At 53.4% G+C, this 25,749-nt stretch carries 26 protein-coding genes, 1 tRNA gene and 1 pseudogene; 16 read left to right on the top strand and 12 right to left on the bottom strand.

Annotation, left to right across the window (positions count from 1 at the left end; translation table 11 throughout):
• Positions 1-436: 436 nt before the first annotated feature.
• Entirely contained in the window at positions 437-1,228 is a 792-nt protein-coding gene (locus PGS25_RS09820) for an S-layer homology domain-containing protein (RefSeq protein WP_270418497.1), read from the top strand.
• A 164-nt stretch (positions 1,229-1,392) separates the two neighbouring features.
• Positions 1,393-1,710, top strand: a complete 318-nt coding sequence (locus PGS25_RS09815; protein WP_118480645.1) for a hypothetical protein — start codon at positions 1,393-1,395, stop codon at positions 1,708-1,710.
• 50 nt (positions 1,711-1,760) lie between these two features.
• On the opposite strand, the gene PGS25_RS09810 is transcribed toward PGS25_RS09815, so the two are convergent.
• On the bottom strand, positions 1,761-2,840 hold the full coding sequence (locus PGS25_RS09810; RefSeq protein WP_270418496.1) for a sensor histidine kinase: 1,080 nt from the start codon (positions 2,838-2,840) through the stop codon (positions 1,761-1,763).
• 392 nt (positions 2,841-3,232) lie between these two features.
• On the opposite strand from PGS25_RS09810, the gene gap reads away from it, so the two are divergent.
• The 8 genes from gap (at position 3,233) to PGS25_RS09775 (ending at position 9,049) form a co-directional block, all read left to right on the top strand.
• Positions 3,233-4,261: a type I glyceraldehyde-3-phosphate dehydrogenase gene (gap, locus tag PGS25_RS09805; RefSeq protein ID WP_110435898.1), complete on the top strand. Its 1,029-nt coding sequence runs from the start codon at positions 3,233-3,235 to the stop codon at positions 4,259-4,261.
• 150 nt (positions 4,262-4,411) lie between these two features.
• Positions 4,412-4,846, top strand: a complete 435-nt coding sequence (locus PGS25_RS09800; RefSeq protein WP_118480639.1) for a MarR family winged helix-turn-helix transcriptional regulator — start codon at positions 4,412-4,414, stop codon at positions 4,844-4,846.
• Position 4,847: 1 nt separating this feature from the next.
• Complete coding sequence (locus PGS25_RS09795) at positions 4,848-5,624, top strand: sulfite exporter TauE/SafE family protein (RefSeq protein WP_118480637.1); 777 nt, start codon at positions 4,848-4,850, stop codon at positions 5,622-5,624.
• Between the two features lie 39 nt (positions 5,625-5,663).
• On the top strand, positions 5,664-6,467 hold the full coding sequence (locus PGS25_RS09790) for a zinc-ribbon domain-containing protein (protein WP_270418495.1): 804 nt from the start codon (positions 5,664-5,666) through the stop codon (positions 6,465-6,467).
• Positions 6,468-6,728 (top strand): zinc-ribbon domain-containing protein, encoded by a 261-nt coding sequence (locus PGS25_RS15755; RefSeq protein ID WP_442865264.1) that lies wholly within the window; start codon positions 6,468-6,470, stop codon positions 6,726-6,728.
• 269 nt (positions 6,729-6,997) lie between these two features.
• On the top strand, positions 6,998-8,188 hold the full coding sequence (locus PGS25_RS09785; protein ID WP_270418494.1) for an AfsR/SARP family transcriptional regulator: 1,191 nt from the start codon (positions 6,998-7,000) through the stop codon (positions 8,186-8,188).
• 57 nt (positions 8,189-8,245) lie between these two features.
• Entirely contained in the window at positions 8,246-8,824 is a 579-nt protein-coding gene (locus PGS25_RS09780) for a flavin reductase family protein (RefSeq protein WP_117490031.1), read from the top strand.
• Between the two features lie 66 nt (positions 8,825-8,890).
• Positions 8,891-9,049: a binding-protein-dependent transport permease gene (locus PGS25_RS09775; protein ID WP_117490033.1), complete on the top strand. Its 159-nt coding sequence runs from the start codon at positions 8,891-8,893 to the stop codon at positions 9,047-9,049.
• Between the two features lie 99 nt (positions 9,050-9,148).
• Here PGS25_RS09775 and nagA read toward each other — a convergent pair whose 3' ends face one another.
• The 8 genes from nagA to PGS25_RS09735 all read right to left on the bottom strand — a co-directional run bounded on the left by nagA (position 9,149) and on the right by PGS25_RS09735 (position 15,903).
• A complete protein-coding gene (gene nagA, locus PGS25_RS09770; protein WP_270418493.1) occupies positions 9,149-10,261 on the bottom strand; it encodes an N-acetylglucosamine-6-phosphate deacetylase in 1,113 nt (370 codons plus the stop codon).
• 15 nt (positions 10,262-10,276) lie between these two features.
• The gene (gene nagB / locus PGS25_RS09765; protein WP_110435539.1) at positions 10,277-11,014 is read right to left on the bottom strand and encodes a glucosamine-6-phosphate deaminase; all 738 of its coding nucleotides are present in this window, start codon (positions 11,012-11,014) and stop codon (positions 10,277-10,279) included.
• 118 nt (positions 11,015-11,132) lie between these two features.
• A complete protein-coding gene (locus PGS25_RS09760) occupies positions 11,133-12,611 on the bottom strand; it encodes a PTS transporter subunit EIIC (protein WP_270418492.1) in 1,479 nt (492 codons plus the stop codon).
• 123 nt (positions 12,612-12,734) lie between these two features.
• Positions 12,735-12,992 carry an HPr family phosphocarrier protein gene (locus PGS25_RS09755; RefSeq protein WP_270418491.1) on the bottom strand — a complete coding sequence of 86 codons (258 nt, stop codon included), beginning with the start codon at positions 12,990-12,992 and terminating at the stop codon, positions 12,735-12,737.
• 21 nt (positions 12,993-13,013) lie between these two features.
• Positions 13,014-13,508 carry a PTS sugar transporter subunit IIA gene (locus tag PGS25_RS09750; RefSeq protein WP_270418490.1) on the bottom strand — a complete coding sequence of 165 codons (495 nt, stop codon included), beginning with the start codon at positions 13,506-13,508 and terminating at the stop codon, positions 13,014-13,016.
• Between the two features lie 370 nt (positions 13,509-13,878).
• Positions 13,879-14,724, bottom strand: a complete 846-nt coding sequence (licT, locus tag PGS25_RS09745) for a BglG family transcription antiterminator LicT (RefSeq protein ID WP_270418489.1) — start codon at positions 14,722-14,724, stop codon at positions 13,879-13,881.
• On the bottom strand, positions 14,721-15,491 hold the full coding sequence (locus PGS25_RS09740; protein WP_118761683.1) for a copper homeostasis protein CutC: 771 nt from the start codon (positions 15,489-15,491) through the stop codon (positions 14,721-14,723). Before PGS25_RS09740 ends, licT begins: the two co-directional genes overlap by 4 nt.
• Positions 15,492-15,624: 133 nt before the next feature.
• A complete protein-coding gene (locus PGS25_RS09735; RefSeq protein WP_270418487.1) occupies positions 15,625-15,903 on the bottom strand; it encodes a hypothetical protein in 279 nt (92 codons plus the stop codon).
• A 131-nt stretch (positions 15,904-16,034) separates the two neighbouring features.
• Here PGS25_RS09735 and rfbD point away from each other — a divergent pair, with 131 nt between their 5' ends.
• Positions 16,035-16,898, top strand: coding sequence for a dTDP-4-dehydrorhamnose reductase (gene rfbD / locus PGS25_RS09730; protein WP_118480617.1), 864 nt, complete (start codon positions 16,035-16,037; stop codon positions 16,896-16,898).
• The gene (locus PGS25_RS09725) at positions 16,895-18,169 is read left to right on the top strand and encodes a dicarboxylate/amino acid:cation symporter (protein ID WP_118761681.1); all 1,275 of its coding nucleotides are present in this window, start codon (positions 16,895-16,897) and stop codon (positions 18,167-18,169) included. Before rfbD ends, PGS25_RS09725 begins: the two co-directional genes overlap by 4 nt.
• Positions 18,170-18,220: 51 nt before the next feature.
• On the opposite strand, the gene PGS25_RS09720 is transcribed toward PGS25_RS09725, so the two are convergent.
• Positions 18,221-18,307, bottom strand: a tRNA-Leu gene (locus PGS25_RS09720).
• 372 nt (positions 18,308-18,679) lie between these two features.
• Here PGS25_RS09720 and PGS25_RS09715 point away from each other — a divergent pair.
• Positions 18,680-20,053 carry an S-layer homology domain-containing protein gene (locus tag PGS25_RS09715; protein ID WP_270418486.1) on the top strand — a complete coding sequence of 458 codons (1,374 nt, stop codon included), beginning with the start codon at positions 18,680-18,682 and terminating at the stop codon, positions 20,051-20,053.
• A 45-nt stretch (positions 20,054-20,098) separates the two neighbouring features.
• Here PGS25_RS09715 and PGS25_RS09710 read toward each other — a convergent pair whose 3' ends face one another.
• Entirely contained in the window at positions 20,099-20,692 is a 594-nt protein-coding gene (locus PGS25_RS09710) for a stalk domain-containing protein (protein WP_270418485.1), read from the bottom strand.
• Positions 20,693-20,745: 53 nt separating this feature from the next.
• Positions 20,746-20,937, bottom strand: coding sequence for a hypothetical protein (locus PGS25_RS09705; protein WP_270418483.1), 192 nt, complete (start codon positions 20,935-20,937; stop codon positions 20,746-20,748).
• A gap of 327 nt (positions 20,938-21,264) precedes the next feature.
• Between PGS25_RS09705 and PGS25_RS09700 the strand changes: the two genes are divergently transcribed.
• The 3 genes and pseudogenes from PGS25_RS09700 to PGS25_RS09690 all read left to right on the top strand — a co-directional run bounded on the left by PGS25_RS09700 (position 21,265) and on the right by PGS25_RS09690 (position 25,688).
• Positions 21,265-21,504: an S-layer homology domain-containing protein gene (locus PGS25_RS09700; protein ID WP_270418482.1), complete on the top strand. Its 240-nt coding sequence runs from the start codon at positions 21,265-21,267 to the stop codon at positions 21,502-21,504.
• Positions 21,505-21,539: 35 nt separating this feature from the next.
• A pseudogene (locus tag PGS25_RS09695) lies at positions 21,540-22,704 on the top strand (IS256 family transposase).
• A 428-nt stretch (positions 22,705-23,132) separates the two neighbouring features.
• Entirely contained in the window at positions 23,133-25,688 is a 2,556-nt protein-coding gene (locus tag PGS25_RS09690) for an S-layer homology domain-containing protein (RefSeq protein ID WP_270418481.1), read from the top strand.
• The last annotated feature ends 61 nt before the right edge of the window (positions 25,689-25,749 follow it).

Here is a 25,749-nt window from a genome sequence, read left to right as displayed (position 1 = left end):
TGCTGCCGCACGAAGCATAAAAATCGAATATTGCTTTTTCGACAAGCTGAGAGCGGACCGATTGGTCCGCTCTTTTTTCGATAACAGCAGTTGCTAACACATTTTCGCGCGATAGCGCGTGTTAAATAGCATTTGCATTGCAAATGCCAGCCCGTAGGCCTCTATCCTTAAAAATATTTAATGAGAGCAAAAGTCGGGGCGTGTGCCGCGCAGCGCGGCCAAGAAGCCGCGCAAGGATAGCGCTGACTTTTTGACTTTGAGAGGGAGAAAGTTTCAACCAACGGGCGGAACTTTCGGACGACTTTGTGTCGTTTGCGTTACATCTGTGTTACACTGCTTGTATTGCCGCCAGATCATGCTATAATAGTCACAGAGTATGATATACGTCATACATCTATTAGCTTGCGGCTCTGCCGCAGACAAGGAGGTACACTCTATGAAATTTCAACAGGTAATGGCATTTTTCCTCACCGGTGCAGTGGCACTCTCCATGAGCACCACCGCGCTCGCTGCCGACCTTCCGGATAACGTTGATACCACCGTATCCGCCACACAGGCCGCCGATAAGCAGGAAAACAACCTTTACACCAAGAGCGACAAGGACCTGACCGATGCCGAGTTCGAGCAGAAATACGAGCTGCCGGAGAACTCGTGGTTCACGCCCGCAGTCCGCTATGTGATTGAGAACAACATCATGCTGCCGGCGGGTCATATCGACGGTAAAGAATATTTCCCGTGGTTCAATCCGGCGGAAAACCGCTGCACGGTTGCCGAAGCGATTTACAACAGTGCAAAGCTCGTTGACCCTGAACTGACTGCATCCTACGCGGGCATGGCCATCAAGGAAGCACCTGACTACAACCAGATTTATGAATCTGATCGTCCCGGCATGACATTCTGCTTTGAATCCGGCATTATGACCGGCGACAGCCAGCACTACCTGCGTCCCTATGACTCCATCTCCCGTCAGGAGTTTGCGGTAGTGCTGCAGCGCTACATTACGCTGCTCCAAAAGGCCGGAAAGATTACGGTTTCGACTGATACAAGTGTGAATACCGCGTTTACCGATGCTTCTTCGCTCGCTCCGTGGGCGAAGGATGCCGTTGCGTTCTGTCAGACCAACAAGCTGATGAACGGCGACAATCACGGCGCATTCAATCCCAAGGGACAGATTAAGTCGGTTGAGCTGGCACAGGTGCTGTACAACCTGTCTCAGCAGATCAAATAATGTGCAAAACCACCTGTTATCACTGATAACAGGTGGTTTTTCTATGTCTTTGGGGCGTCAATTTCACGTCACAGTTTTCAGTCAAAACGCGAATTATCAAAATACGGTTTATCTGCTATAATGCAGATACCGAGAGACAGCTTCCGCGAAAGAGGTAACAGCTCATGAAAAAACGCATTGCATTCCTGCTGATCGTTCCGCTGCTGTGCGTGCTGGCTGCAAGTCTGAACATCAGCTATATGCCGACCGGCGGCCTGCTTTTTGTCAGCAGCACGCCGGACGATGAACTCACTGTCTGGCAGAAAACCATGCCTGACGGCACCAAAATCGCCGTTTATAACAGCGAAACCTCCATCGTATATGCGAAATACCACGGTTTGGCATACACCATCACCGAGATTCAGAAGCCTGTGGACGGGCATTGGCTGCCGGAGTCCATTAAGGTCTACCGCGGTTCGTACACCTCTCCCGACAACACATAAGAGAACAGCCTCAGAGCGTGATTTTTGCACGCCTCTGAGGCTATTTTATTTCATTCCATGATAGAAAATTCAATTTCTTCGACGGTATAGCCGTCCTCGATGATAGTCGGTGCGCGGAACAGGTCATCCTCGAGCGTATGCGGCAAATGCGCCAGACACAGGTGCAGCACGCTGCCGCCGCCCTCTCTCTGCGTGAGCAGCAGCCGTCCGCCGTGCGCCTGCGCGATTTGATTGACGAGCGGCAGGCCAAGACCAAGCGGTGTGCCGCCGCGCACGAGCGCCCAGTAATCGTCCATCGAGGTGGTGCGCCGCCAGCCGGAAAGCAGGTCATCGAACTTCGCCGGATCCAGTCCCGGACCGGTATCGGCAACCGCAATCGTCACAAAATCCCGCGTATCAGTCAGCGAAACCGTGATTTCGCCGTCCTCCGGTGTTACGCGCAGCGCGTTTGTCAGCAGGTTATAGATTGCCGTACGCACCAGTCTCGCGTCAATGAGCGCGTCTGCGTGCTCCGGCACCTGTACGATGAATTTTGCACTGCCCGCAGGCGCATGCGTCTCAGCCTGCTGTACGGCATCGCGGCAGAGCGCTGACAGGTCGCAGCGCCGCAGAGAAAGCTGCTCGGTCAGCAGCGGGTCGTGCAGTAAATCCGAGTGCGTCAGCAGCCGGTACAGCCGCATACACTGCCGCCGCAGCCCGTCTGCCAATGCAGGATCCTCCACCTGCTCTGCCTCGGCCATCAAAGCACCCAGATAACGCGAGCTTTTGTCCTGAATGACCCGCAGGCTGCCGTCATAGGCGGCACGATCGCGCCGCAGATATGCCAGCAGTGCACCGCCGCGGTGCGGGATCATTTCGACCGTGTAGACCGTTCCGTCGATGTCCTCCTCTGCGGTGCAGGCAGACTGTGTATTTATGCACCGGAGCAGTATATTCCGCGTGCTGCCGCTCAGGAACGGATCCAGCTCCTCCATCGGGTGCAGACCGGAAAGCTGCTGTGCCGCGTCGCTGCACCGCTCGATACGCAGCGTATCGCTCACTGCGAACAGCGCCGCATGCCGCAGCTCGGTGCGCAGCAACAGCTCGCGGACTGCGTTGCCGTCCAACTGCGAAAAAAATGCGTCTTCCATCATTATCCTCCCAAAACACCGTGTAATTTTACCTTTGTACTGTGGGAAAGCTGCTGTCATTCTCGATCGTGTTTTCCTGCGTCCGGTATATGCTGCGCGGTATTTGGCATACTAATCTCTGTCTTCGCGGATGTGAAAAAACAGCACGGCGCGCGCTGTGCTTTTCTCATCCCGAAAATCGGGGGATTATACAAACCGAATCCCCATATTTTGTACGATGTGTTTATTATACCACTGCCGCTACTGTCATTGCAAAGAAAATTATACAAAAATACCGGGCAGAATGACAAAAAAATCACAAATATTACACCTTGCGGCAAACTGCGCATTTAGTGTATAATAAAAACATCAACAGAGAACTTCATCAAAACATTTAGGAGGAACACTGTAAAATGGGTATCAAAGTAGGTATCAATGGCTTTGGCCGTATCGGCCGTATGGTTTTCCGCGCTGGTCTGAAGAACCCGAACATTGAGTTCGTAGCGGTAAACGATCCGTTCATGACTCCGGACTACATGGCATACATGCTCAAGTATGACACCATGCACGGTCGTTACGACGGCACCATCGAGTATGATGACAACTCCATCACCGTTGATGGCAAGAAGGTTCAGTTCTTTGCAGAGATGGACCCGAAGAACATTCCGTGGGGCAAGGTTGGTGCTGACTACGTTGTAGAGTCTACCGGCGTATTCCTGACCAAGGAGAAGGCACAGGCTCACATCGATGGCGGTGCTAAGAAGGTTATCATGTCTGCTCCGTCCAAGGACGACACCCCGATGTTCGTAATGGGCGTTAACCAGAACACTTACACCAAGGATATGACCTTCGTATCCAACGCATCCTGCACCACCAACTGCCTGGCTCCGATCGCTAAGGTACTGGACGAGGCATTCGGCATCACCGAGGGCCTGATGACCACCGTACACTCTGCAACCGGCACTCAGAAGGTTGTTGACGGCCCGTCCAAGAAGGACTGGCGCGGCGGCCGTGCTGCTTGCGGCAACATCATCCCGTCCACCACTGGCGCTGCAAAGGCTGTAGGCAAGGTTTACCCGAAGCTGAACGGCAAGCTGACCGGTATCTCCATGCGTGTACCGACCCTGGACGTTTCCGTTGTTGACCTGACTGCTAACCTGGCTAAGCCGGCTACCAAGGAAGACATCTGCGCTGCTATGAAGGCTGCTTCCGAGAAGCCGCTGTCTGAGGGCGGCCTGAAGGGCGTTCTGGGCTACACCGAGGATGCTGTTGTATCTTCTGACTTCCTGGGCGACGAGCGCACCTCCATTTTCGACGCTAACGCTGGCGTTTACCTGACCGACACCTTCGTAAAGGTTGTTTCCTGGTACGACAACGAGTGGGGCTACTCCAACAAGCTGCTGATGCTCATCGAGCACATGGCAGAGGTTGACAACAAGTAATTGCTGCCCACTGGCGTATAAAATGTTTTCAAAAAGCTCTTGTTCTGCGGAACAAGAGCTTTTTTCTTTCTCTCCGGCTTGACGGCACAGGCATATCATGCTATACTTAGTTCAAATTTAGACTATCTATTTTTGAAGCAGGTGATATACATGAATCCCTATATGGAATTTACGCACAAGACCGATCTGGCATACAGCGCAATGTGCCGACCGCTGTGCCGCGAACTCAAGCTGACACAGACGGCGTTTGACATCCTGCTGTTCCTTGCCAACAACCCCGGCCATGACACCGCCAGCGACATCGTGGAGCTGCGCCGGATCAAGGCGAACCTCGTATCAGTCAACGTCAACCGGCTGGTCGAGGAGGGCTATCTGCGCCGCGAGAGCATTCCCGGCGACCGCCGCAAGACCCGTCTGATATGTACCGACAAGGCGCTTCCCATCATCGACCGCGGCCGCGCATTGCAGGCGCAGTTCATCGACCGTCTGCTCTCCGGCATGAGTGATGAACAGCGGCAGGCGTTTGGCGATGCCGTCGGTGTCATCGACCGCAATCTCGACCAGCTCTTGCAGGAGGTGCGCTGATATGACGATGCTTTTCACCGTGCTCGTCACGTTTTTCGCCGGCATGGGCGCTGGCCTCGGCACCGGCTTCGCGGGCATGAGCGCCGCCGCCGTTATCAGCCCCATTCTCATCACCTTTCTGCACATGGACCCGTATATGGCGGTCGGCATCGCGCTCTCGTCTGACGTACTGGCGAGCGCCGTTTCGGCCTATACCTACGGCAAAAACAAAAATCTGGATGTCAAAAACGGCCTGCTGATAATGCTCAGCGTGCTTGTATTCACCGTGGTCGGCAGCTATATCGCCAGCCTGCTCCCCTCGCGAACGATGGGCAGCTTCTCGGTGTTTATGACGTTCCTGCTCGGCGTGAAGTTCATCGTCCGTCCGGTCATGACCACCAAAGAGGCGATGATGAACGTGTCCGCGCGCAAACGAGCTGTGCAGTCCATTGTCTGCGGCGTGCTGATCGGGTTTATCTGCGGCTTCATCGGCGCGGGCGGCGGCATGATGATGCTGCTCATCCTGACCTCGGTGCTCGGCTACGAGCTGAAAACCGCCGTCGGCACCAGCGTGTTCATTATGACGTTCACAGCGCTCACAGGCGCGGCCTCGCACTTCGCCATTGGCGGAATGCCTGACCCGCTGATCTGGGCTCTGTGCGTGATCTTCACGCTCGTGTGGGCACGCATCGCTGCCGTGTTCGCCAATAAGGCCAGCCCGAAAACGCTCAACCGCGCCACCGGCGTGATTCTTGTCGTGCTCGGCCTTGCTGTTATGTTGTTCTCCAAAATCGCATAAACAAACCCCTTTCCGCTCTGTCGGAAAGGGGTTTTTCAGTTGAAAATTGAGAATATGGATATTTTTTTGCCTGAACACAAATTGGTGCTGGAACATGATGGGTACTATTATCACAGCAGTCTGGCGGCCAGAGAGAGGGCAGAACGGAAAGACCGCGCCCTGCGAGAGGCGGGATATCAGGTGCTTCGAATCTGTGACAGCCGGGAGCTATCTGAGCCGGTTGTATTGCAGAAGACGAAAATTCTGTATCGGTTTGATGAGCAGGACAGGCATCTTGACCAAATGATCGCCTCTGTATTTTGCTATCTTGATTTACCGCCGCTCGATTTTCATCACCGGCGGGATCAATATGCAATTAATCAAATGTATTTTCATGAGCGAAAGAAACGCACTCTGGCGGTAGAATATCCTGCAATCGCGTTGGAGTGGAGCACCCGCAACGCCGACAAGCCTGATACTGTATTCAGCGGTTCACCTCGAAAAGTTTGGTGGCACTGTCCAAAATGTCAGCAGAAATATCGAGCCAAGATCGCTAACAAGACCAAGCGCCGCTCCAACTGTCCGTTCTGTGCCAATCTTCAGGCGTATGAGAAAAACTGCCTGGCAGTGCTCCGGCCGGAAATTGCCGCAGAGTGGCATTCTGCGTTAAATTCCCCTCTGACACCTTATGATGTAGTGCCCGGCTCTGAAAAGAAAGTATACTGGATCTGTTCGGAAGGACATGTTTGGAAAGCAGCCATCTGTTCCCGCACCAATTCCCGAAAAAGCAGATGCCCTATCTGTCATCCGAGAACTGGGACGCGATGCGGCTTGGTGAGGCCGCCGGAGCCTGCGCTTATTTGAATCTGGCACCCCACAAAGAACTTGCCGCTTTTGCCCAGTGAGATAGCAGGGCAATCCAATAAGAAACTTGGGTGGAAATGTGAAAAGGCCATGAGTGGCGATGCGAGAAGGGACATGTCTGACAGAGTTCCATCAGCAAGCGGATTCGCGGGGATGGCTGTCCATATTGTTCCGGTCGGCGTCCAAGCAGAGCGTATTGTCTGCAAGCCTGCTACCCTGCCCTTGCTCCTATCCGTACAGAGTAAATTGAACACTCAATAAAGAATGCATGTTCTTTTTATCGCAAATCATACTGCATTTTCGTATTTTCCTCAGAATCAATCCATATACTATGTTATTTTATGCGCTCGCTTCTCAACGGCAGTTCTCCCTCAAATCTGCGGCTGCACCTGCAGGAACTCCTCTGTTCCCTGTTCTCCGGTTTGCATTTTTGCCGGTTTCGTGGTATATTTTTAATATATGCCGTATGACTTCGTAATCGGTCATGCGCGTCAATCTGCGAACACATCATACAAAGGTGGGGAGCAAAGATGAACGGACCTACATTACAAGTGCAGATGCTCGGACAGTTTACCCTTCGATACGGCGACCGCACCATTTCCGACAGCGACGACCGTTCCCGCCGGGTATGGTCACTGTTGGCCTATATGCTGTATAACCACGGCCGCTCGTTCGCTCAGGAGGAGCTGATCCATCTATACTGGAGCAACGGCGAGAAAAGCGCGGATCCCGGAAATGCGCTCAAATCAATCTTTCACCGCATTCGTACCGCGCTGGATAAACTGCAGCCGGGACTTGGCCGCCTGCTCATCCGCCGCAAAGCAGGACGATACTTCTGGAACAACGTTATACCGCTTTCCCTCGATATTGAGGACTTTGAGGCGCATTTTCATGCCGCCGAAGCCGCCGAAGACGACGATGTCCGTCTGGCAGAGTATCAGGCTGCACTGGCACTGTATGCCGGCGATCCGCTTCCGCGCATGACCGATGAAATCTGGACCATTCCAATCGTGGCCTACTATCACAGCCTGTACACCCGTACGGCAGCCGGGGCGATCGAACTGCTTGAAAAGCAGGAGCGCACCGCCGAAGCCGTTGCGCTGTGCCATCAGGCGATTCATATTGAGCCGTATCAGGAGGACCTGTATGAGCACCTCATGCGTGGTCTGCTCCGCACCGGCGATATGAAGGGCACTATGTCGGTCTACGAGGAAATGAGCGAGCTGCTGTTTGCGCATTTCGGCGTTATGCCGTCCGAGACGCTGCGCACGCTGTATCGTCAGGCAACACGCACCGTAAACGACCGCACACTGACCATGGACGAGGTTTGCTCGCAGCTTGCTGAGCCCGCGCCGCACGGCGGCGCCATGGTATGCGAATACGACTTTTTCAAGATCCTGTACCGTGCCGAAGCCCGTTCGATCGCACGAAACGGCCATTCAGCGAATATCTGCCTGCTGTCGGTCTCCGGCAAGGACGGCGAAATGCTTGCACGCCGCAGTCTGGACCCCGCAATGAACAATCTGCAAGTGCTTGTCCAGAACAATCTGCGCCGCGGCGATGTGATCGCTCGATGCAGCATTTCGCAGTATATCATCCTGCTGCCGCAGGCGAATTACGAAAACAGCCGCATGGTTGCCGACCGACTGGTAAGCGCGTTTTACCGTCGGTATCCGCACTCGCCTGCGCGGCTCCGCTATACGGTGCAGCCGCTGACGTAATCAGACCTTCAAAACAACTGCGTGCCGTCTATCCCGCGCACAATAAAGGAGATAAACATGGGTAAACAAAGCTGGAAGCCCGGCAACATGCTCAATCCCGTTCCGGCGGTGATGGTCAGCGTTGCCGATGAAGCGCACCGTCCCAACATCATCACGGTAGCGTGGGCCGGTACGATCTGCACCAACCCGCCGATGGTGTCGATTTCGGTCCGTCCGTCGCGGTATTCTTACGATATTATCGAGAAAACCGGTGAATTTGTCATCAATCTCACCACCGAGAAGCTGGCGCGCGCCTGCGACTACTGCGGCGTTGTCAGCGGCCGTGATGTAGACAAATTTGCGAAAACCGGTCTGACGCCCATGCCGGTCGAGCATGTCAGCGCACCCGCTATCGCGGAAAGTCCGGTCAACATTGCCTGCCGCGTGACCGAGAGTCGCGCACTCGGCAGCCATACCATGTTCATTGCCGAGGTGGTCGGCGTGACGGTTGATGACGAATATCTGGACGAAAACGACCGGTTTCATATCAACGATGCGAACCTGATTATGTACTCCCACGGCGAGTATTTTGCGCTTGGCAAGTATCTCGGCAAATTCGGATACAGTGTGCAGAAGAAGAAAAAGAGGAAGAAGTAAGGCGTTTTCAACTGCATACTATTGGTTGAAATATTAAATCGAAATTTGACAAAGGAGTGTGATTATATGGGTAAAGCGATTTTGGCAGCAATCGTTACATTGATTGTTGGTTATTTAGGTACGGTCGTAGGAGTTGAACTTTTAGGTAATTGGTATGAGTTTGGATTGCTCATTGCTATTGCAGTAATGGGTGCTTTTATCATCTACTTCAATGACAAGAAGTAAGACGACTTCCAGTTTTCCGCACCATGCAACCCAAACAGCGCAAAACCGGCATCTTTCGATGCCGGTTCTTTTCATTTCATTTCTTTATCAAAGCGCTGTTCAGCCCAACATTCTGCCGCGCAGCAGAATCGTGTGAATGTTCAGCTCCTCATCCAGCAGGAGCACATTGGCCAGCTTGCCCGGCTCGAGAGAGCCGTAATCGTGCTCAATGCCAATAGCGCGCGCCGGATTGGTGGACGCGGACCGAATCGCCTGACCGAGCGGAACGCCCATCTTGACCGCCGAGCGCACGCAGTCCATCAGGTTGGTTGCGGAACCCGCAATCGTGCCGTCGTGCAGCGTAGCGAGGTTGCCGCGCACGGTAACTGCCTGTCCGCCGAGCGAATACTCGCCGTCCTCCAGACCGGTCGCCATCATGCTGTCCGAGATCAGGATAACACGGTTCTCAAACAGCCGGAACGTCGCACGAACGACCGACGGATGCACATGCACGCCGTCCGCGATGAGTTCAACCGCCACGTTATCGTTGTCAAAGGCCGCACCAATCACACCCGGTGCCCGATGCGAAAACGGCGGCATGGCGTTGTACAGATGGGTCACCTGCCGCGCGCCGTGCTTGAAGGCTTCGCAGGCGGTGTCGTAATCCGCTGTCGTGTGCGCAATCGAGATACGCACCTCGCCTGCCAGCTCGTCAATGGTCTCCATCGAACCCGGCAGCTCGGGTGCCAGGTCGCACAGCTTGAACAGGCCGCCGGATTTTTCCTGTACCCGGCGGAACATGGCTGCATCCGGTGCATGCAGGTAAGCGCCGTTCTGCGCACCCTTTTTCGCCTCGGAGATGAACGGGCCTTCCATGTTGATGCCCACAAGCGCCGCGTCATTACTCTCCACCTGATAGGTTGCGGCGGCTTCGGCAATCTGTGTCAGCTTGTCCTCCGGATAAGTCATAGTCGCCGGACAGATGGCGGCCACGCCGATCTGTGCCTGATACTTTGCCAGTGTGGAGATAGCTTCATGCGTGCCGTCACAGAAATCGCGGCCCATGCAGCCGTGAAAATGCAGATCGACCAGTCCGGGCACGGCGTACAGACCGCCCATATCCACCGCATCCGCGCTCACCTCTGCGGATGCAATCCGGTCGCCCGAGATGGACAGTCCGCCGGTTTTGAACGTGCCGTCCGGCTGATATACCCTCAAATTGCTAAATTCCATAACTTCTCTTCCTTTTTAGAGCAAATCGCCGCACTTAGACAGTGCCGCCTCGTCCGCTACAATGGAAACATCTGTGTGCAGCTGCAGGATGGATGCCGGAACCTGAGGCGTTACCGGGCCGAAGAACGCTTCACGGACGGTCTCTGCCTTGTTTTCACCGGAAACCACCAGCACGATGCGCCGTGCCAGCATGATGGTCTGCACGCCCATGGTGTACGCCTGCCGCGGCACGTCATCCGCCGACGCGAAAAAGCGTTTGTTGGCCTCGATGGTGGACTCGGTCAGGTTCACGCAATGCGTGCCCTTGGAGAAATACTCGTCCGGCTCATTGAAGCCGATGTGTCCGTTCAGACCCATGCCGAGCAGCTGCAGGTCAATGCCGCCCGCCGCCTTGATGGCCGCATCATAGCGCTTGCACTCCCGCTCGGCGTCAAGCTGCGCGCCGTCCGGCAGATTGATGCGCTCTGCCGGCACATTCACCGCGTCGAAGAAGTTTTTGTGCATGAAATAGTGATAGCTCTGGTCGTGATCGGGCGTCAGGCCGCGGTATTCGTCCAGATTGAAGGTCGTGCAGCCGCCGAAATCCACATCACCCTTGTTATACCATTTAATCAGCTGCTCGTAAATGCCGATCGGCGACGAACCGGTCGCCAGACCGAGTACGGAATCCGGTTTGAGAATAACCTGTGCCGAAATGATGTTGGCTGCCTTGCGGCTCATGTCGTTATAATCCTTAGCGCGAATGATTTTCATGGAATACCTCTTTCTTCTGTCTCCGGAAATAGAAAGGGCAGGCAATGTGCCCGCCCTTTCCATTGCGCGGAGCGCAATTTCGTGATATGCAAACAAGATAGGTTTGGTTGCGTAGATTTTACAGCATCTTTGCCATTTCGTCGGCTACGAACTGGACCTTGGTGCCAATGATAACCTGAACTGCGGTCTGCGACGGACGCATTACGCCAGCCACGCCTGCAGCCTTGATCTTTTTCTCGTCGACGAGCGTGCCGTCCTTGACTTCCAGACGCAGACGGGTAATGCAGTTATCCAGAGATTCTACATTTTCCTTGCCGCCCAGACCTTCGAGGACTGCAGCTGCAATTGCGGTGAAGTCGTTATTTGCCAGCTTGGCATTCTTGTCAACCTCTGCGAAGTCGGCTTCTTCATCCTCACGGCCCGGGGTCTTGAGGTTGAACTTGGTAATCGCAAAGTAGAATACCAGATAGAATACAACGAATGCTGCGATACCCAGCGGGATGATCATCAGCGTGTTGTTCGCTGCCGGCAGGAAGGACGAGAATACGAGGTCGGTCGCGCCTGCGGAGAAGCAGAAGCCTGCGCGGAAGCCGACATAGTAGGTGATGATGGTGAAAATGCCGTACAGAGCTGCATAAACAACATACAGCGGGAAGCACAGGAACATGAAGCCGAACTCAAACGGCTCGGTAACGCCGCAGATGAATGCACAGATGGCAGCGGACAGGACCAGACCGATAGCAGCCTTCTTGTTCTTCGCAGCCTTGATCATAGCAAGAGCCGCACCGGCAATACCGAACATCATGCAGGGGAAGAAGCCGGACATATACATACCGAGGCTCCAGCCTACGTTTGCGGAGGTGTCGCCGGCCCAGTAGTGGGACAGGTCGCCCAGGCCGATGGTGTCAAACCAGAATACATTGTTCAGCGCGTGGTGCAGGCCGGTCGGGATGAGCAGACGGTTAAGGAATGCATAGATGCCGGCGCCGATACCGTCCATGCCGATGATGCCTTCGCCAACAGCTACCAGAGCGCTGAAGATGACAGGCCATACGAACAGCAGGACAACGGATACCGCGATGGAAACCAGACCGGTTACGATGGCAACGCAGCGCTTGCCGCTGAAGAATGCCAGCCAGTCCGGGAGCTTCGCGTTTTTGAAGCGGTTATAGCAGCTTGCGCCGATGATACCGGCGATGATAGCGATAAATACGTTCTGGATCTTGTCAAATGCCAGCGTTTTTACCGGATCATCCGCGATTGCGGGCATCAGCGTGGTAACAACGCCGGTGCTCAGCAGGTTGGTCATCATCAGCCAGGATACCAGACCGGCCAGTGCCGAGGTACCCTCGCGGTCGTCGGATAGTCCGACTGCAACACCGATGACAAACAGCCATGCCATATTGTCAATCAGCGCGCCGCCTGCCTTTATCAACAGGAAGCCAATGTTATACAGTGCACCGCTCGTGGCCGCACCCGGCACGCCCATAACGCCCGGAGCGATCGCGTAGCCGAGACCCATCAGGATACCGCAGATCGGCAGCGCAGCTACCGGCAGCATCAAGGCCTTGCCCAGCTTTTGCAGTTTTTTCATCATAAGAGTTTCCCCTCCTTATTTTGTGGACCGCCGAAGCGGCCGATTGTGTTGACGGATAGGAGAGCCGAACTCCGTTTCCGTCCCCCTATTTCACCGCCGTTCACACCCGGCGGAATGAAATCCTTACAAATTACCCTCGAGGAACGCCTGCATTGCGGCTGCAGCGGCCTCCTCGTCCTCACCCTCGATGGTAAGCTTTACGGTATCGCCGCCCTTAACGCCGAGTCCCATCACGCCCATGATGCGCTTGGCATCGACTTCCTTTTTCGGGCTGGCGATCATGATTTTCGAGGCAAACTTGCCTGCCTCCTTGACCAGCAGTCCGGCCGGCCGAGCGTGGATACCCAGTGCATCCGTAATCGTATATTCAATGGTCTTCATCTCAGAATTACTTCCTTTCCGTTACTTGGTTTCCAGATGCAGCAGTGCGTCGCCTGCAGAAACCGTTTCTCCTGCCACGGATTTTACGTCCTTGAACGTATCCGGATTGCAGATTAAAACCGGCGTTACGATCTTGTAGCCTTCGGCCTTGATGGCCTCCGGGTCAAATTCGATCAGCGTGTCGCCCTTCCTGACCTGATCACCGGCCTTGCAGCAGGCCTTGTAATGCCTGCCCTCCAGCTGTACGGTGTCGATGCCAACGTGGATGAGCAGCTCTGCACCGCTCGTCGTGGTCAGCGATACCGCGTGACCGGTCTCAAACATCACATCCACCGTGCCGTCCGCCGGAGCAACAATGCGTCCTTCGGTCGGCTCGATTGCAATGCCCGGACCGAGAATGCCCTGTGCGAACGTGGGATCGGGTACGTCCTCCAGTGCTACCACCTTGCCGGCAACCGGCGCCGTTATCTCGATGCCGCTGTCGCCGCCAAACAGATTTTTCAGTTTACCAAACATTTAGCTCACAACCTTTTTGATTCGGCAATACCGCATGATTGAACACGAGTGATTTGCGAGTAAATTGTGCGGTGTTGCCTTAAGTATGCCTGTTTTGTCCGAAAACATACAGAAAATAAAAAGAACCAAACTTCTGCGCAGATACAACTTGCTCTTTGATAGCAACTTCTGCGAGAAATCTGGTTTTGCCCGCCGAAGCGGTAACAATCCATTTCAAACGGATACTGTTTACTTGTTAATTGCAGTATAACAAACTTTTCTCGCCTTGGCAAGAGCAACCTGTCGAATTAGTTACCAAATTTTCTCGTTGTTTTTCTGCATTTTGCACAAAAAGCAAGTCCGCACTGCTTGTACAGCACGGACTCCGTGATTATTTTTTATCATCAATGTGCTCCATCACACGGGCGATGTGGATGGTGAGATACAGCAGCTCATTCTGTCCGGAGTGGAAATTTTTCTCCCTCTGGACGTACGCGCGAATCTTGTCCGCACAGGCATACGCCTTCGGATACTTGAACCGCACCACATCAAGCAGATCGCCGTCCTCGTCGCCGTAGCCTTCTCCGCTGACGATACGCCGCGCGTAGAACTTGAGGTGCGTGACGAACCGGTAGTAATTGAGCGATTCACTGTCCGGACAAAAACCGTATTCGTCACAGACGATACGAAAAACCGCCTGCAGCAGATAGGTCATGTCGTAAATATCGCGGATTTCACCGCCGAGCTGTGCATTGACAAAGTGAAGCGCGATAAACGCTGCCTCATCATCCGTGAACTCCACGCCGGTCTCCTCCTTGACGATCTCATTCGCCTTGAGACCCACGCGGAATTCGTCCTTGTACAGCTGCCGGATGTCCCACAGCAGCGGATTGGGCAGCACAATGCCCTCCTTGTAGCGGTTGACGGCCGCCGAGATATGATCGGGCAGCGTAACGTAAATGCTGTCCGACAGCTCCTTGCCGAGCGCGATCTTCGCATGGTTGATAATGCGTTCGCTCATCAGGAAATGCGGCAGCGGAATGCTTGTCATCAGCTGCTGGAACCGGTCGGAAAGCTGATCCGAGTGCAGCGTGAACCGCTTTTCTACCTTGTCCAGCGGTGCTTCGTCACCTGCGCGGCGGCCGAAGCCCAGGCCGCGCCCCATCAGCACGGTCTCCGCACCGTTTTCATCCAGCGCAACCACAACATTGTTGTTGAGTACCTTTTCTATTTTCACGTCCGCGCCTCCTGCCCCGCACCGCAGCACGCATCAAACGCTTCACGCGCCGCACGGACTGCATTTTCATCGCACCGCCACAGACTGAATTCGCTCAATCCGGGCAGTCCCATCGGCACATTTTCGCGCCGAAACTGCATTCTGCTGTTTTCCACCCGCTTTGCGGAAAGATGAAAGGCATTCGCGCCTGTTTTCGGCTGCAATGCGCGGATTACCGCAGCATTTACGCCTGCACCGACCAGAATCTGCACATCCTCTCCTGCTTTTGCAACCAGCGCGCGCAGCAAATCCGCGCCTGCGGTGCAGTCCGCCTGCTGCCCCGAGGTCAGAATGGTATCCACACCTAGCCGCTTTGCGGTTTCCAACGCCGCAAACGGGTCGCGGCAGACATCGAACGCACGGTGCAGCGTCACACCGCAGCCGCCTGCAAGCGCGATCAGTTTTTCCATGCGCGCCTCGTCAAGATCGCCCTCGGGTGTGAGCACGCCGATAACAATGCCGTCCGCGCCGAGCGCGGCAAAGCGCTTCACCTGACGGCAGAGCAGCTCAAATTCGCTTTCCGTATACAAAAAATCGCCGCAGCGCGGACGCAGCAGCACACGAACCGGTACGGAAACCCGTTCCCGCACCATGCGGAACAGATCCTCATCCGGTGAAGTACCGCCGATCATTAAATTTGCGCATAACTCCAGCCGCATAGCACCGCCGCGCTCCGCGCTTACCGCAGACTCGACCGAGTGGGCACAAACCTCCAGAACCGGTTTCATTTCCTGCTCCTCCTTCGAGACAAAATAACGCTTGGCAAATTATGTGATTCAATCCACACTGTTATCCGTTAATTATATCACCGAAAACCACATAGGTCAACGCAGGTTTTTACAGCATTCTGCACAATAAAAATCAGATGTTTTCATATAAAATAAACCATCTCCCCGCTTCGTATGCAGAGAGGTGATCTACAGCATTTTCCGCATAATGGCGGCTGATCTCGACCATACCGCGGATACCGTCGATCGGTGTACGGATATCATAGCGCTGACAGATATTTGCCGTCCATATTCCCAAAAAATTCTCCGCGCTTTTGGCTGTTTCTTTTCTTCGGCTGAGCTGTCTTGTCAGTTTGTATAAAAATGCAAGCAAGTTTTGCACAAATCGGATAGTTTGCAGGAATTCGAGCATACTTATGCAAAGAGACCTCATATTTTGTTGTTTTTTTAACAATTTTGTGCTATACTAAATATACAGCCCATAAAATGGGTAATGCGCGCCGGAGCAGTTCCGCTGCACCGAGCCGACAGGAGAGGTGTTTTATGAACAGTATTACGACCCGCGTTTGGATCGCGGGAGCAAGCGGCAGACTGGGTTCCGCGCTTAGTCATCGTTTCGGCGGCAACACAGCATATAAGCTGGTAACCAGCGACCGCGATGTACCGGTTGAGGATGTATCCGTTGTCGGCCGTTTCGCCGATATCAACCATCCGGATGTCATCATTAACTGTGCCGGCCTGACCGACGTGCAGGCCTGCGAGGAGAACCCCGAAGAAGCGTATAAGATCAACGCCATCGGAGCCCGCAATCTGGCGACCGCTGCAAGACGCATCGACGCAAAATTCATTCAGATCTCGACCGACGACGTATTCGGCGGCGACGAGGCCAAGGCTTTCTGTGAGTTTGACGATCCCCATCCGACCACGATGTACGGCAAGAGCAAGTACGCCGGTGAAAAGCTCGTGCGCGAACTGACCGACAAGCATGTTATCGTGCGTTCGTCGTGGCTGTACGGCGTTGGCTCGTACGACTTTGTTGACCGCGTGCTCGATACGGCGGCAAAGGAAGGCGCGGTCCATCTGCCGGAGGATGAGATTTCCTCCCCGACCTCGGCGAAAGCGCTCGCCGGCTTTATCGACTGCCTGATGCACAGCCGCGAGTACGGCCTGTTTCACGCATCGTGCGACGGCTCGTGCTCCCGTGCAGAGTACGCCCGCGAAATTCTGCGTCTCGCCGGCAAGGAAAATGTGCCGGTCACCTCGGCCTCCGAGAACACTGCGCTGCGTCCGCGCTTTACGCTGTTGGATAACATGATGCTGCGTATCACTGGTTTGTATCAAATGCCGGACTGGCATGACGCGCTGAGCGAATACATGGCCCACCGGAAGACGGGAGTAAATAAATGAATGAAGTAAAAGAGAAAAAGAAACTCGGTCTGACTACAAAGATCTTCATCTCGCTGATCGCCGGTGCGATTGTCGGCATTGCACTCAATATGTTTGCAGCTGATGTGGATTTTGTGCAGAACGTGCTGGTAAACGGCGTATTTTATGTTGTTGGTCAGGGCTTTATCCGCCTGATGCAGATGCTGGTCGTACCGCTGGTATTCTGCTCGCTGATCTGCGGCGCTACTGCCATCGGCGACAGTAAAACGCTCGGCAAGGTCGGCGTAAAAATCATCGGCTTCTACATTTTCACCACGATGATGGCAGTTGCCGTTGCGCTCGGCATCGGTCTGCTGATCAAGCCGGGCATGGGCTTGGATATGTCGCAGATCCAGACCGCCGAAGTCACCGCTTCTTCGGATTCGGTCAGCTTTGCGGAAACCCTGCTGAACATCATCCCGAAAAACCCGATCGGCGCACTGGCCAACGGCGAAATGCTGCAGGTTATCGTGTTTGCGCTCATCATCGGCGTTATCCTCGCCAAGCTGCAGGATAAGACCCAGCTGGTAACGAACTTCTTCCAGCAGGGCAACGATATTATGATGGAAATGACCATGATGGTCATGGGTCTGGCTCCCATTGGTGTATTCTGCCTGATCTCTAAGACCTTTGCCGGTCTCGGTTTCTCCGCCATGGTGCCAATGTTCAAGTACATGGGCGCGGTGCTGCTGGCGCTGTTCATCCAGTGCTGCGGCATATACCAGATTCTGCTGGCGCTGCTTACGAGACTCAATCCGCTGCGTTTCCTCAAGAAATTCGCTCCGGTTATGGGCTTTGCGTTCTCGACCGCAACCTCTAACGCCACTATCCCGATGAATATCGACACGCTGGAGGAAAAAATCGGCGTTAACCGCCGTATTTCGTCCTTCACCATCCCGCTCGGCGCGACCATCAACATGGATGGTACATCCATCATGCAGGGCGTTGCCGTTGTATTCGTTGCACAGGCGTTCGGCATCCATCTGACCCCTGCGGATTATCTGACCGTCATTGCGACCGCAACGCTCGCCTCCATCGGTACCGCAGGCGTGCCGTCGGTTGGTCTGGTTACGTTGGCGATGGTATTCGATTCGGTCGGTCTGCCGGTTGCTGGCATCGGTCTGATCATGGGTATCGACCGTATCCTCGATATGGCGCGTACTGCCGTTAATATCACCGGCGACGCTGTCTGCACCACGATCGTGGCGCATCAGGACGGCGCACTGAATAAGTCTGTATTTAATAAGAATTAAATCAAATTGGCAGGAAAAACCCCGTATTTCGTAAGAAATACGGGGTTTTTCTGGTGCCGCCAGCCGGAATCGAACCGGCACGGGTTTAACTCCGGGGGATTTTAAGTCCCCTGCGTCTACCAGTTCCGCCATGGCGGCGTGTAAATATTATACCAGAACGGGCACGGTCTGTCAAACATGTGCGCCGCCGGTTTGAGGATTTTTCAATCCCGCCTCTGCTGCTTTCCTGTTGCGTCCTTCCGGAAAAAGCTATACAATAAATATAACAGTTCTCCTGTGCAGAAACGCGCATACGGTACGCGTTCCATGCGTTCCGGCTATGCATTTGGCGTACCGGTTCGATGTCCGAGAAAAATTTTGAAACAGGCGGAACAAACCATACGGAACAAACGTCTAAGCTGATATATGGCAATGACCCCACCGCAGCAGCGGCCGTGCTGTCGATGGCATTCGTTATTGTCATATACAGGATAGAGAGTATAAGCATTAACAGTGAAAAGGAGGAAAAATATGAAACGGTTTCAGAAGGCGTTACTCGGTGTTGTGGTGAGCGGTGCATTGCTGTTCTCGGCACAGGCGGCGGAACTGCCCAGTGCGGCACAGGATACGCTACAGTCGGCTATGACTAAGGTACAGCAGGAGATCAAGGATTACGGTCAGTTGAAAACACTCGGCTTTACCGGTGAAAACTGTGAGATTATCCTCTCGAATCTCAACGCGAAACAGTATTTGGTTAACCTAACATCTGACAGCACACACAAGTATGGTATTCTGGACAAAACGACCGGAAAGCTGGTCGTTCCGGTGGAGTACGATTATTATATTCCGCTTGGCGGCACGGAAACACTGGTTAGCCAGTACGATGCGGATCATCACCCCAGCTACTGGTTCGCCGATGAAACCGGCAAACTGACACCGATGAAGCTGCCGTCCGGTTATGAGCTTGCGACGTATGAGCCAAACAGCAATGTGTTCGTGCTCTTCAAAAACGAGAAAAAGCCGGTATATGACCCGTATTCCGGCGATGGTCCAACCACACAGGTTGAGGATGTCACCTTCTTTGCTCTGGCCGACAAAGACATGAACATCATCCTCGATGACATCGACATGGTACCGGATTGGTACGCCGATTTCTTCATCGCAAAGACCGGCAGCACCAAGTGGGAACGTATTGACAAGTCAAATACGAGCGGCAACGGCACCTGCGGTCTGTTTGACCCGAAAACCGAAAAATTTGTCGGCAGGCACGATTTTAACCAGATTTTCTGGTACGATCAGCACTTTATCGGCACACGCAGCAGAGGCACAAAATCTTATCTGCTGGATGGCAAGGGCGGCGAAACCCTGCTGCCCGCAAACGTCAAGGAGTACAGCAGCTGGGCCAAGACCGAAGTAGCTGCCGCAGAAGAGCACGGTCTCATCGAGTCGTTCTCCTATCCCAGGCTGGACATTACCCGCGAAAACTTCACCATGCTGGCGATGAACCTGTACAACAAGATCTATCCCAACAAGGAGATTCCGGCTCTGGAAACCAAGTTCGCCGACTGCAGTGACAACCCGAACGTGAATAATGCCGCCGCACTCGGCATTGTCACCGGCTACGAGGACGGCACCTTCCGTCCGTACAAGACCATCTCCCGTCAGGAGGCTGCCGCCATGCTTGACCGGCTGTATCAGGTACTCGGCGGCAAAACGGACGCGGTTTCCGAAAAGGCCTTCGCCGACGATGCCAAAATCGGCGACTGGGCGCGCGACAGCGTTTACACAATGCGCCAGACCGGCATCATGCAGGGCAAGGAAAATAATCGGTTCTGCCCAACCGACGGCTACACCGCAGAGCAGTCCATTTTGACCATCGAGCGCATGTATCAAATCATCAAATAACCAGCCATACCAAAAAGGACTTCGTTTTTACGAAGTCCTTTTTGCTTACTCATAACGTCCCATGGAAATCTCGGTGACGACACCGTTTTCGATGGTGACATGCAGCAAGTCAATCATCATTTCGTCCCGTGCGTCAAGTGAGCCGTACAGATCGAGGAACCGTGCTTCGCTGTCTCCGACACGCAGTCCGCGCACAGTTTTGTGCCGCCAGAACAGCCACCGGCGGGTCAGTGGAATTTCATCCGGTGCCTCGGTGATGATAACGCGGTTGCGGCTCTTATCCCACCGTATCTGCGGAATATGACTGTCCCACAGGTACGAAAACGGTGTGTACAGTATACCATTTCGTTCCACGCCGGAGACAGCGGTCTCAGCACCGTGCAGTGTGTAGGTTTTGCCGTCTGTCGTACCGCCGAGACGCTCTACGACCTCGTAAAGTGGGATATATGGCTCGTTTTCATACAGAACAACCGGATTCTCCAGCGTGATCGGCTCTCCGTTCTGCAGGGCTTCCCTGCTGCCGATTTCTATGCTGAGCGACGTGTTCGTCCGCTCCAGATAGCCGATTCGCCAGACAGCCAGTCCAATCGCAAGCACAAGCGCCAGCAGCGGCAGCCAGTATTTTTTCACAATACGCATGATTTTCCTCCCTGATTACGTCTCTGCGTCATGCGCAGCATAATGACGAGCGCCTACTCGATGGTGCAGCCATCCTTCGGGCAGAATTTGCTGCCACTCCTGCCCTGCAGGATGCCGCCCTGCTGCATCACGTAAACCGAATTCTTCGCCCAAAGGCCGATACTGCCGTTGTCGGCGTAGATTTTCGCAGAATTTCCGCTCGAAACCGTGCCGTACAGCACGTTGTACAGTCGATGCAGAATCACTGCTGCCTCCTAATGCAAAAGCTCGCGCGTCAGCTGAAACGTGCCATTCTCGCAGCCGGTGACGATGCCGAGCGATGCGGTACCTGCATCAGCATACAGCCGCACAGCACGAGCACGGACAGCATAACCATTCGTTTTTTCATGCTCCCTATCCCCTTGCCAAATGAATTTATATACTATATATAGTATATAACCCTTCTGCCCCTGTCAACTGTGACATGAAAATAAGTTTTTTGAGAGAACTTTGTCACACTTCCCCCGTCTACCGGTTATAGTAAGTGAAGAATTTCACAGGCAGGAGGTATTTTTTATGAAAAGCGGCGTTATTTGTGTGCAGCCGCGCTGATCGCGAGCAGCATGGCGGCGGGAGTCGGTGCTGCAAGCGATAAACCAAACGCCGATGATACCCAGCTTGGCGATTGGGCACGCAGCAGCGTGTATGCGATGCGCGAGATCGGCATTATGCAGGGCAAGGAGAATAACCGGTTCCGTCCTAAGGATGGGTATACGCAGGAGCAGGCTGTTGTAACGGTGGAACGAGCGGACTCCATCCCAAACTTTGTGTAAACCTCCAACAAGGTGTAGAATAGAAGCAGGATGACATTCAGGAACCGTTCAAGGACACTATCGCGGAGTTCATGGAAAACGGTCTGGAGGCCGAGCTGGGCGATCAGCTGGACGATCAGTTGGGCTACAACCGGTATGACTACAAGAACAAGGACACGGATAACGGCCGGAATGGGCATAGCAGAAAAACCCTGCGCACCAGCTTTGGCGATGTAGAGGTATCTGTGCCGCGGGATCGCAAGAGCGAATTCGAACCCAAGGTGCTGCGGAAAAATCAGACCAGCGTCAGCCAGGACATCGAGGAGAAGATCCTGTCGATGTATGCAAGGGCATGACGACCAGCGATATCGAAGCACATATTCAGGATATTTACGGCGTAGATGTCTCTGATACCACAGTAAGCCGTATCACAGATAAAACCTTCCAAACCTTCCCGTAGCGAAAGAGTGGCAGCAGAGGCCGCTGGAGTCCATTTATGCGGTTGTTTTTCTGAATGCGATTCACTACCATGTCCGCAGTGAAGGACAGATTGTAAAGAAGGCCGTCTATATCGCCATCGGTATTGATCTTGATGGTCGGAAGGATGTTCTGGGAATGTGGGTTGGCGAGAACGAAAGTGCGAAATTCTGGGCTACCGTACTGAACAGCCTGAAAAATCGGGGCATCGAGGATGTTTTCATTGCCTGTACGGATCATTTGACCGGTTTTTCTGCGGCGATTGAGGCAGTTTTCCCTAAAACTGAGATTCAAAACTGCATTATTCACCAGCTTCGAAATTCCAGCAAATATGTCTCCTACAAGGATTTGAAGGCACTTATGGCTGACTTGAAAGCAGTCTACGCAGCGGTAGATGAACCGGCTGCTTTGGCTGCGTTAGACACGTTCGCAGAACACTGGGACAAGAAATATCCTAAGATTTCTCAGTCGTGGAGGGATAACTGGGCAAATCTCAGTACCTATTTTAAGTTTCCTCAGGCACTTCGGCGGCTGATCTATACAACCAACACTATCGAAGGATTCAACCGTCAGCTCAAGAAGGTAACCAAGTCGAAATCCGTGTTTCCGACCGATGACATCCTTTTCAAAATGCTGTATCTGGCGATGATCGACATCACGAAAAAGTGGACCGGCCGCAGACAGGACTGGAGCATGATTCATGTCCAGCTGGCAATCTACTTCGAGGATCGGATGCCGGATTAACAATCCGGCTCGAAGGGCAAGGGGCGCTGCGCCGCCGCCGAGGCTCCAATGGACGAGGGTGCCCCTTGACTTCCGCCCATGTCGGCGTTATGTTGTAGACAAGGCGGGCGCAGCCAACGCCGTTCCCGCCTTGAAATATTAAGCTCTATTTTACACCGCATTTGGGCGGTTACACAGAATTCGGGATAGTCCCAATGGGCGGTTTCAGGCTGTGAAGCAATATTAAAATTTTTTCTGTTGATTTTTCGGTACATATTCCGCCGCAGATATCCAGTTTGTGGATGTTTGCAGCGGTTTTGTTTTTGCGAAATTGTTGCATGCACCGTCTATTTTCCGGCATTTTCAGGTGTTTAAAGTCTTTTTGCGATTTTCCCGCGAATCTCAAAAAGGTTCTTGCACTGGTACTGGCGTTTGCTTGCGCATTCACCATGTTTGCTGGTGCAGCGTTCACGGATTCGGCCGACATTAAGGTTGACACCGAAGTCGTGGACACTCTGGTATCGCTGGGCGTAGTTAACGGCTACGACGATGGCTCTTTCAAGCCGAACGGTACCGTAACCCGTGCGGAGATGGCGAAGATGATCTACGTTCTGCGCACCGGTAACTCTGACGCTTCTGCGTACAACGATGACAAGACCTCTTTCACCGACATTGGCTCCCACTGGGCACGCGGCTACATCAAGTACTGCCAGTCTCTGGGCATCATTGCTGGTAAGAGCAACACCAAGTTCGTTCCGAACGAAAAGGTAAGCGCTCAGGAAGCAGCTAAGATGCTGCTCGTAACCCTGGGTTACAACGCTCAGAAGGCTGGTCTGGTAGGCACCGGTTGGGCATCCAAGACCAACGCACTGGCTGACGAGAACGGCCTGCTGGAGGACGTTAACACTTCCTTCACTTCCGCTTGCCCGCGTCAGTACGCTGCACAGCTGATCTACAACACCATTTTTGCTCACACTGTTACCCTGCGTGACGGCGAGTACACCAACATGAACCTGCTTGGCACTGACAAGCTGGAGACCGTTGGCGAGAAGTACATGAGCATGAAGAAGTGGGTTGGTACCTTCGAAGGCAACGAGGACGTTTGCGGTCTGGACACCGGTCTGATCCGTGTATACGGCACTCCGGACGGCAAGGACGTTGCAAAGGCTAACGCTGACTTCAAGTTCAGCAAGCTGAATCTCTCCTACATCGGCGAGGAAGTTTCCGTACTGTACAAGGACGCTACTGGCGGTACCGCTAACAAGCCGGACAAGAAGGACACCATCTACGGCGTTTATGTAACCGGTACTACCAAGGTTTACAACATCACCAAGGATGACCTGCAGTCCCAGAAGGATGACGGCACTGTTCGTTTTGGCGACAAGAACTACGATGTAGCAAAGATTGCTAAGGACGACGAGTACATCAACTACAACTACGGCGCTAAGAAGGATACTGCTGCTGCAGCTATGACCGCTGATCAGGTTGCTGATGACATGATCTCCAAGCTGAAGGCTACTTCTGCTGACACTGTTAAGTTCATCTGCAACGATGACGGTGATATCGTAAAGGCTTACGTTGTTGAGTCCAATCTGGCTCGCGTTACTGCTGTAAACACCGAGAAGGTTTCCATCAACAATGGCGTTGGTACCATCAAGTTTGAGGATAACGACATTTACGACGGCGTTAAGAAGGACGATATCGTTGTTGTTACCACTCTGTACAACACCAAGGCTACCAACTCTGCTGCTAAGAGCATTGTTACCAAGGCAGCTACCGTTGAAGGCAAGCTGACCAGCTTCAAGGGCACCAGCAAGGTAAGCATTGACGGCACTTCCTATGATATCGCTTCTCTGGCTACCACCGCTGTTGATTCTGATTTCGAGACCTCTTTCAAGGATCAGATTGGCGAGACCTACACCCTGTACACGATTGGCGGTCTTGTTTACGCTGCTAAGCAGACCTCTGAGGGCACCAAGAACTATGCAATCGTAGAGGACACCAATGACTCTCAGACTATTGACTCTGGCTTCGATCCGCTGGAAGTTAAGATCCTGAAGGCTGACGGTTCCGAAGGCAAGTTTGTTGTTCATAAGGACTCCACTTCTCAGGGTACTACCAAGCTGAAGACTACCGATGTTAAGACTGGCGTTCTGATCAAGTATTCGAATGTTTCCGATAACAAGATCAAGATCACCGAGGTTCAGGGTTCTACGGCTCTGAATAAGGACACCACCGTATATGTTAAGGACACTAAGTCCTTCAACAACAAGGTTGCTACTTCTGATGCTGTTGTATTCGTAAATAAGACCGCTATTTATGGTAAGCCGGGTGACTTCTACGCATACACCATCCGCAACCTGAACGATATCAAGGCTAAGTCTGGTGCAGCTGTTGCTTCCATTCTGGACGACAACAAGGTTGTTGCAGCTTATGTTGAGCTGACCACCAAGCCGTCCGGTTCTACCGCAGACACTGTTTACGGTATCGTATCTAAGGAAAACGGCACTGTTAAGGATGGCGACACCACCTACACCTCCTACACTGTTGATGTTGATACTAACACCCAGAAGACCGTTCTGATCGAGGGTGACAGCGACACCACTCTGAAGGAAGGCTATCTGGTAAGCTTCGATGAGGCTTCTGATAAGGTATACTCTGCATCTGATATCACTATCTACCTGAAGAACGAGAATACTGACTACCACAAGCCGAGCACCATGGCTGCTATCGACGAGTACGATGAAAAGGGTCAGATCGTATCTTACTGGGATAAGACCAATGATATCGGCGACAAGGCTAAGCTGATCACCAAGGCGGTTGACGATGATGTTAAGATCATCTACGTAAGCTGCGATGATGACAAGGCTGCTGATAACAACGGCGCAATCGAGTATGATGGCGTTAAGGGCACCAAGAATGCTTACATCGTATTCAAGGACAACGACGCTACTAAGAACGTTGTTGCAATCTTCGTTGACGTTGACGGCAACATCACCAAGTAATCTCTGAATCCCGCGATTCGATTTTACGCAAAAGGAACCCCCGAGGAAAACCTCCTCGGGG

Source organism: Butyricicoccus sp. AM78-15b2TA, from assembly GCF_027665985.1.
Taxonomy (GTDB): domain Bacteria; phylum Bacillota; class Clostridia; order Oscillospirales; family Butyricicoccaceae; genus Agathobaculum; species Agathobaculum butyriciproducens.
This window is presented reverse-complemented; position numbering and strand designations above follow the sequence as displayed.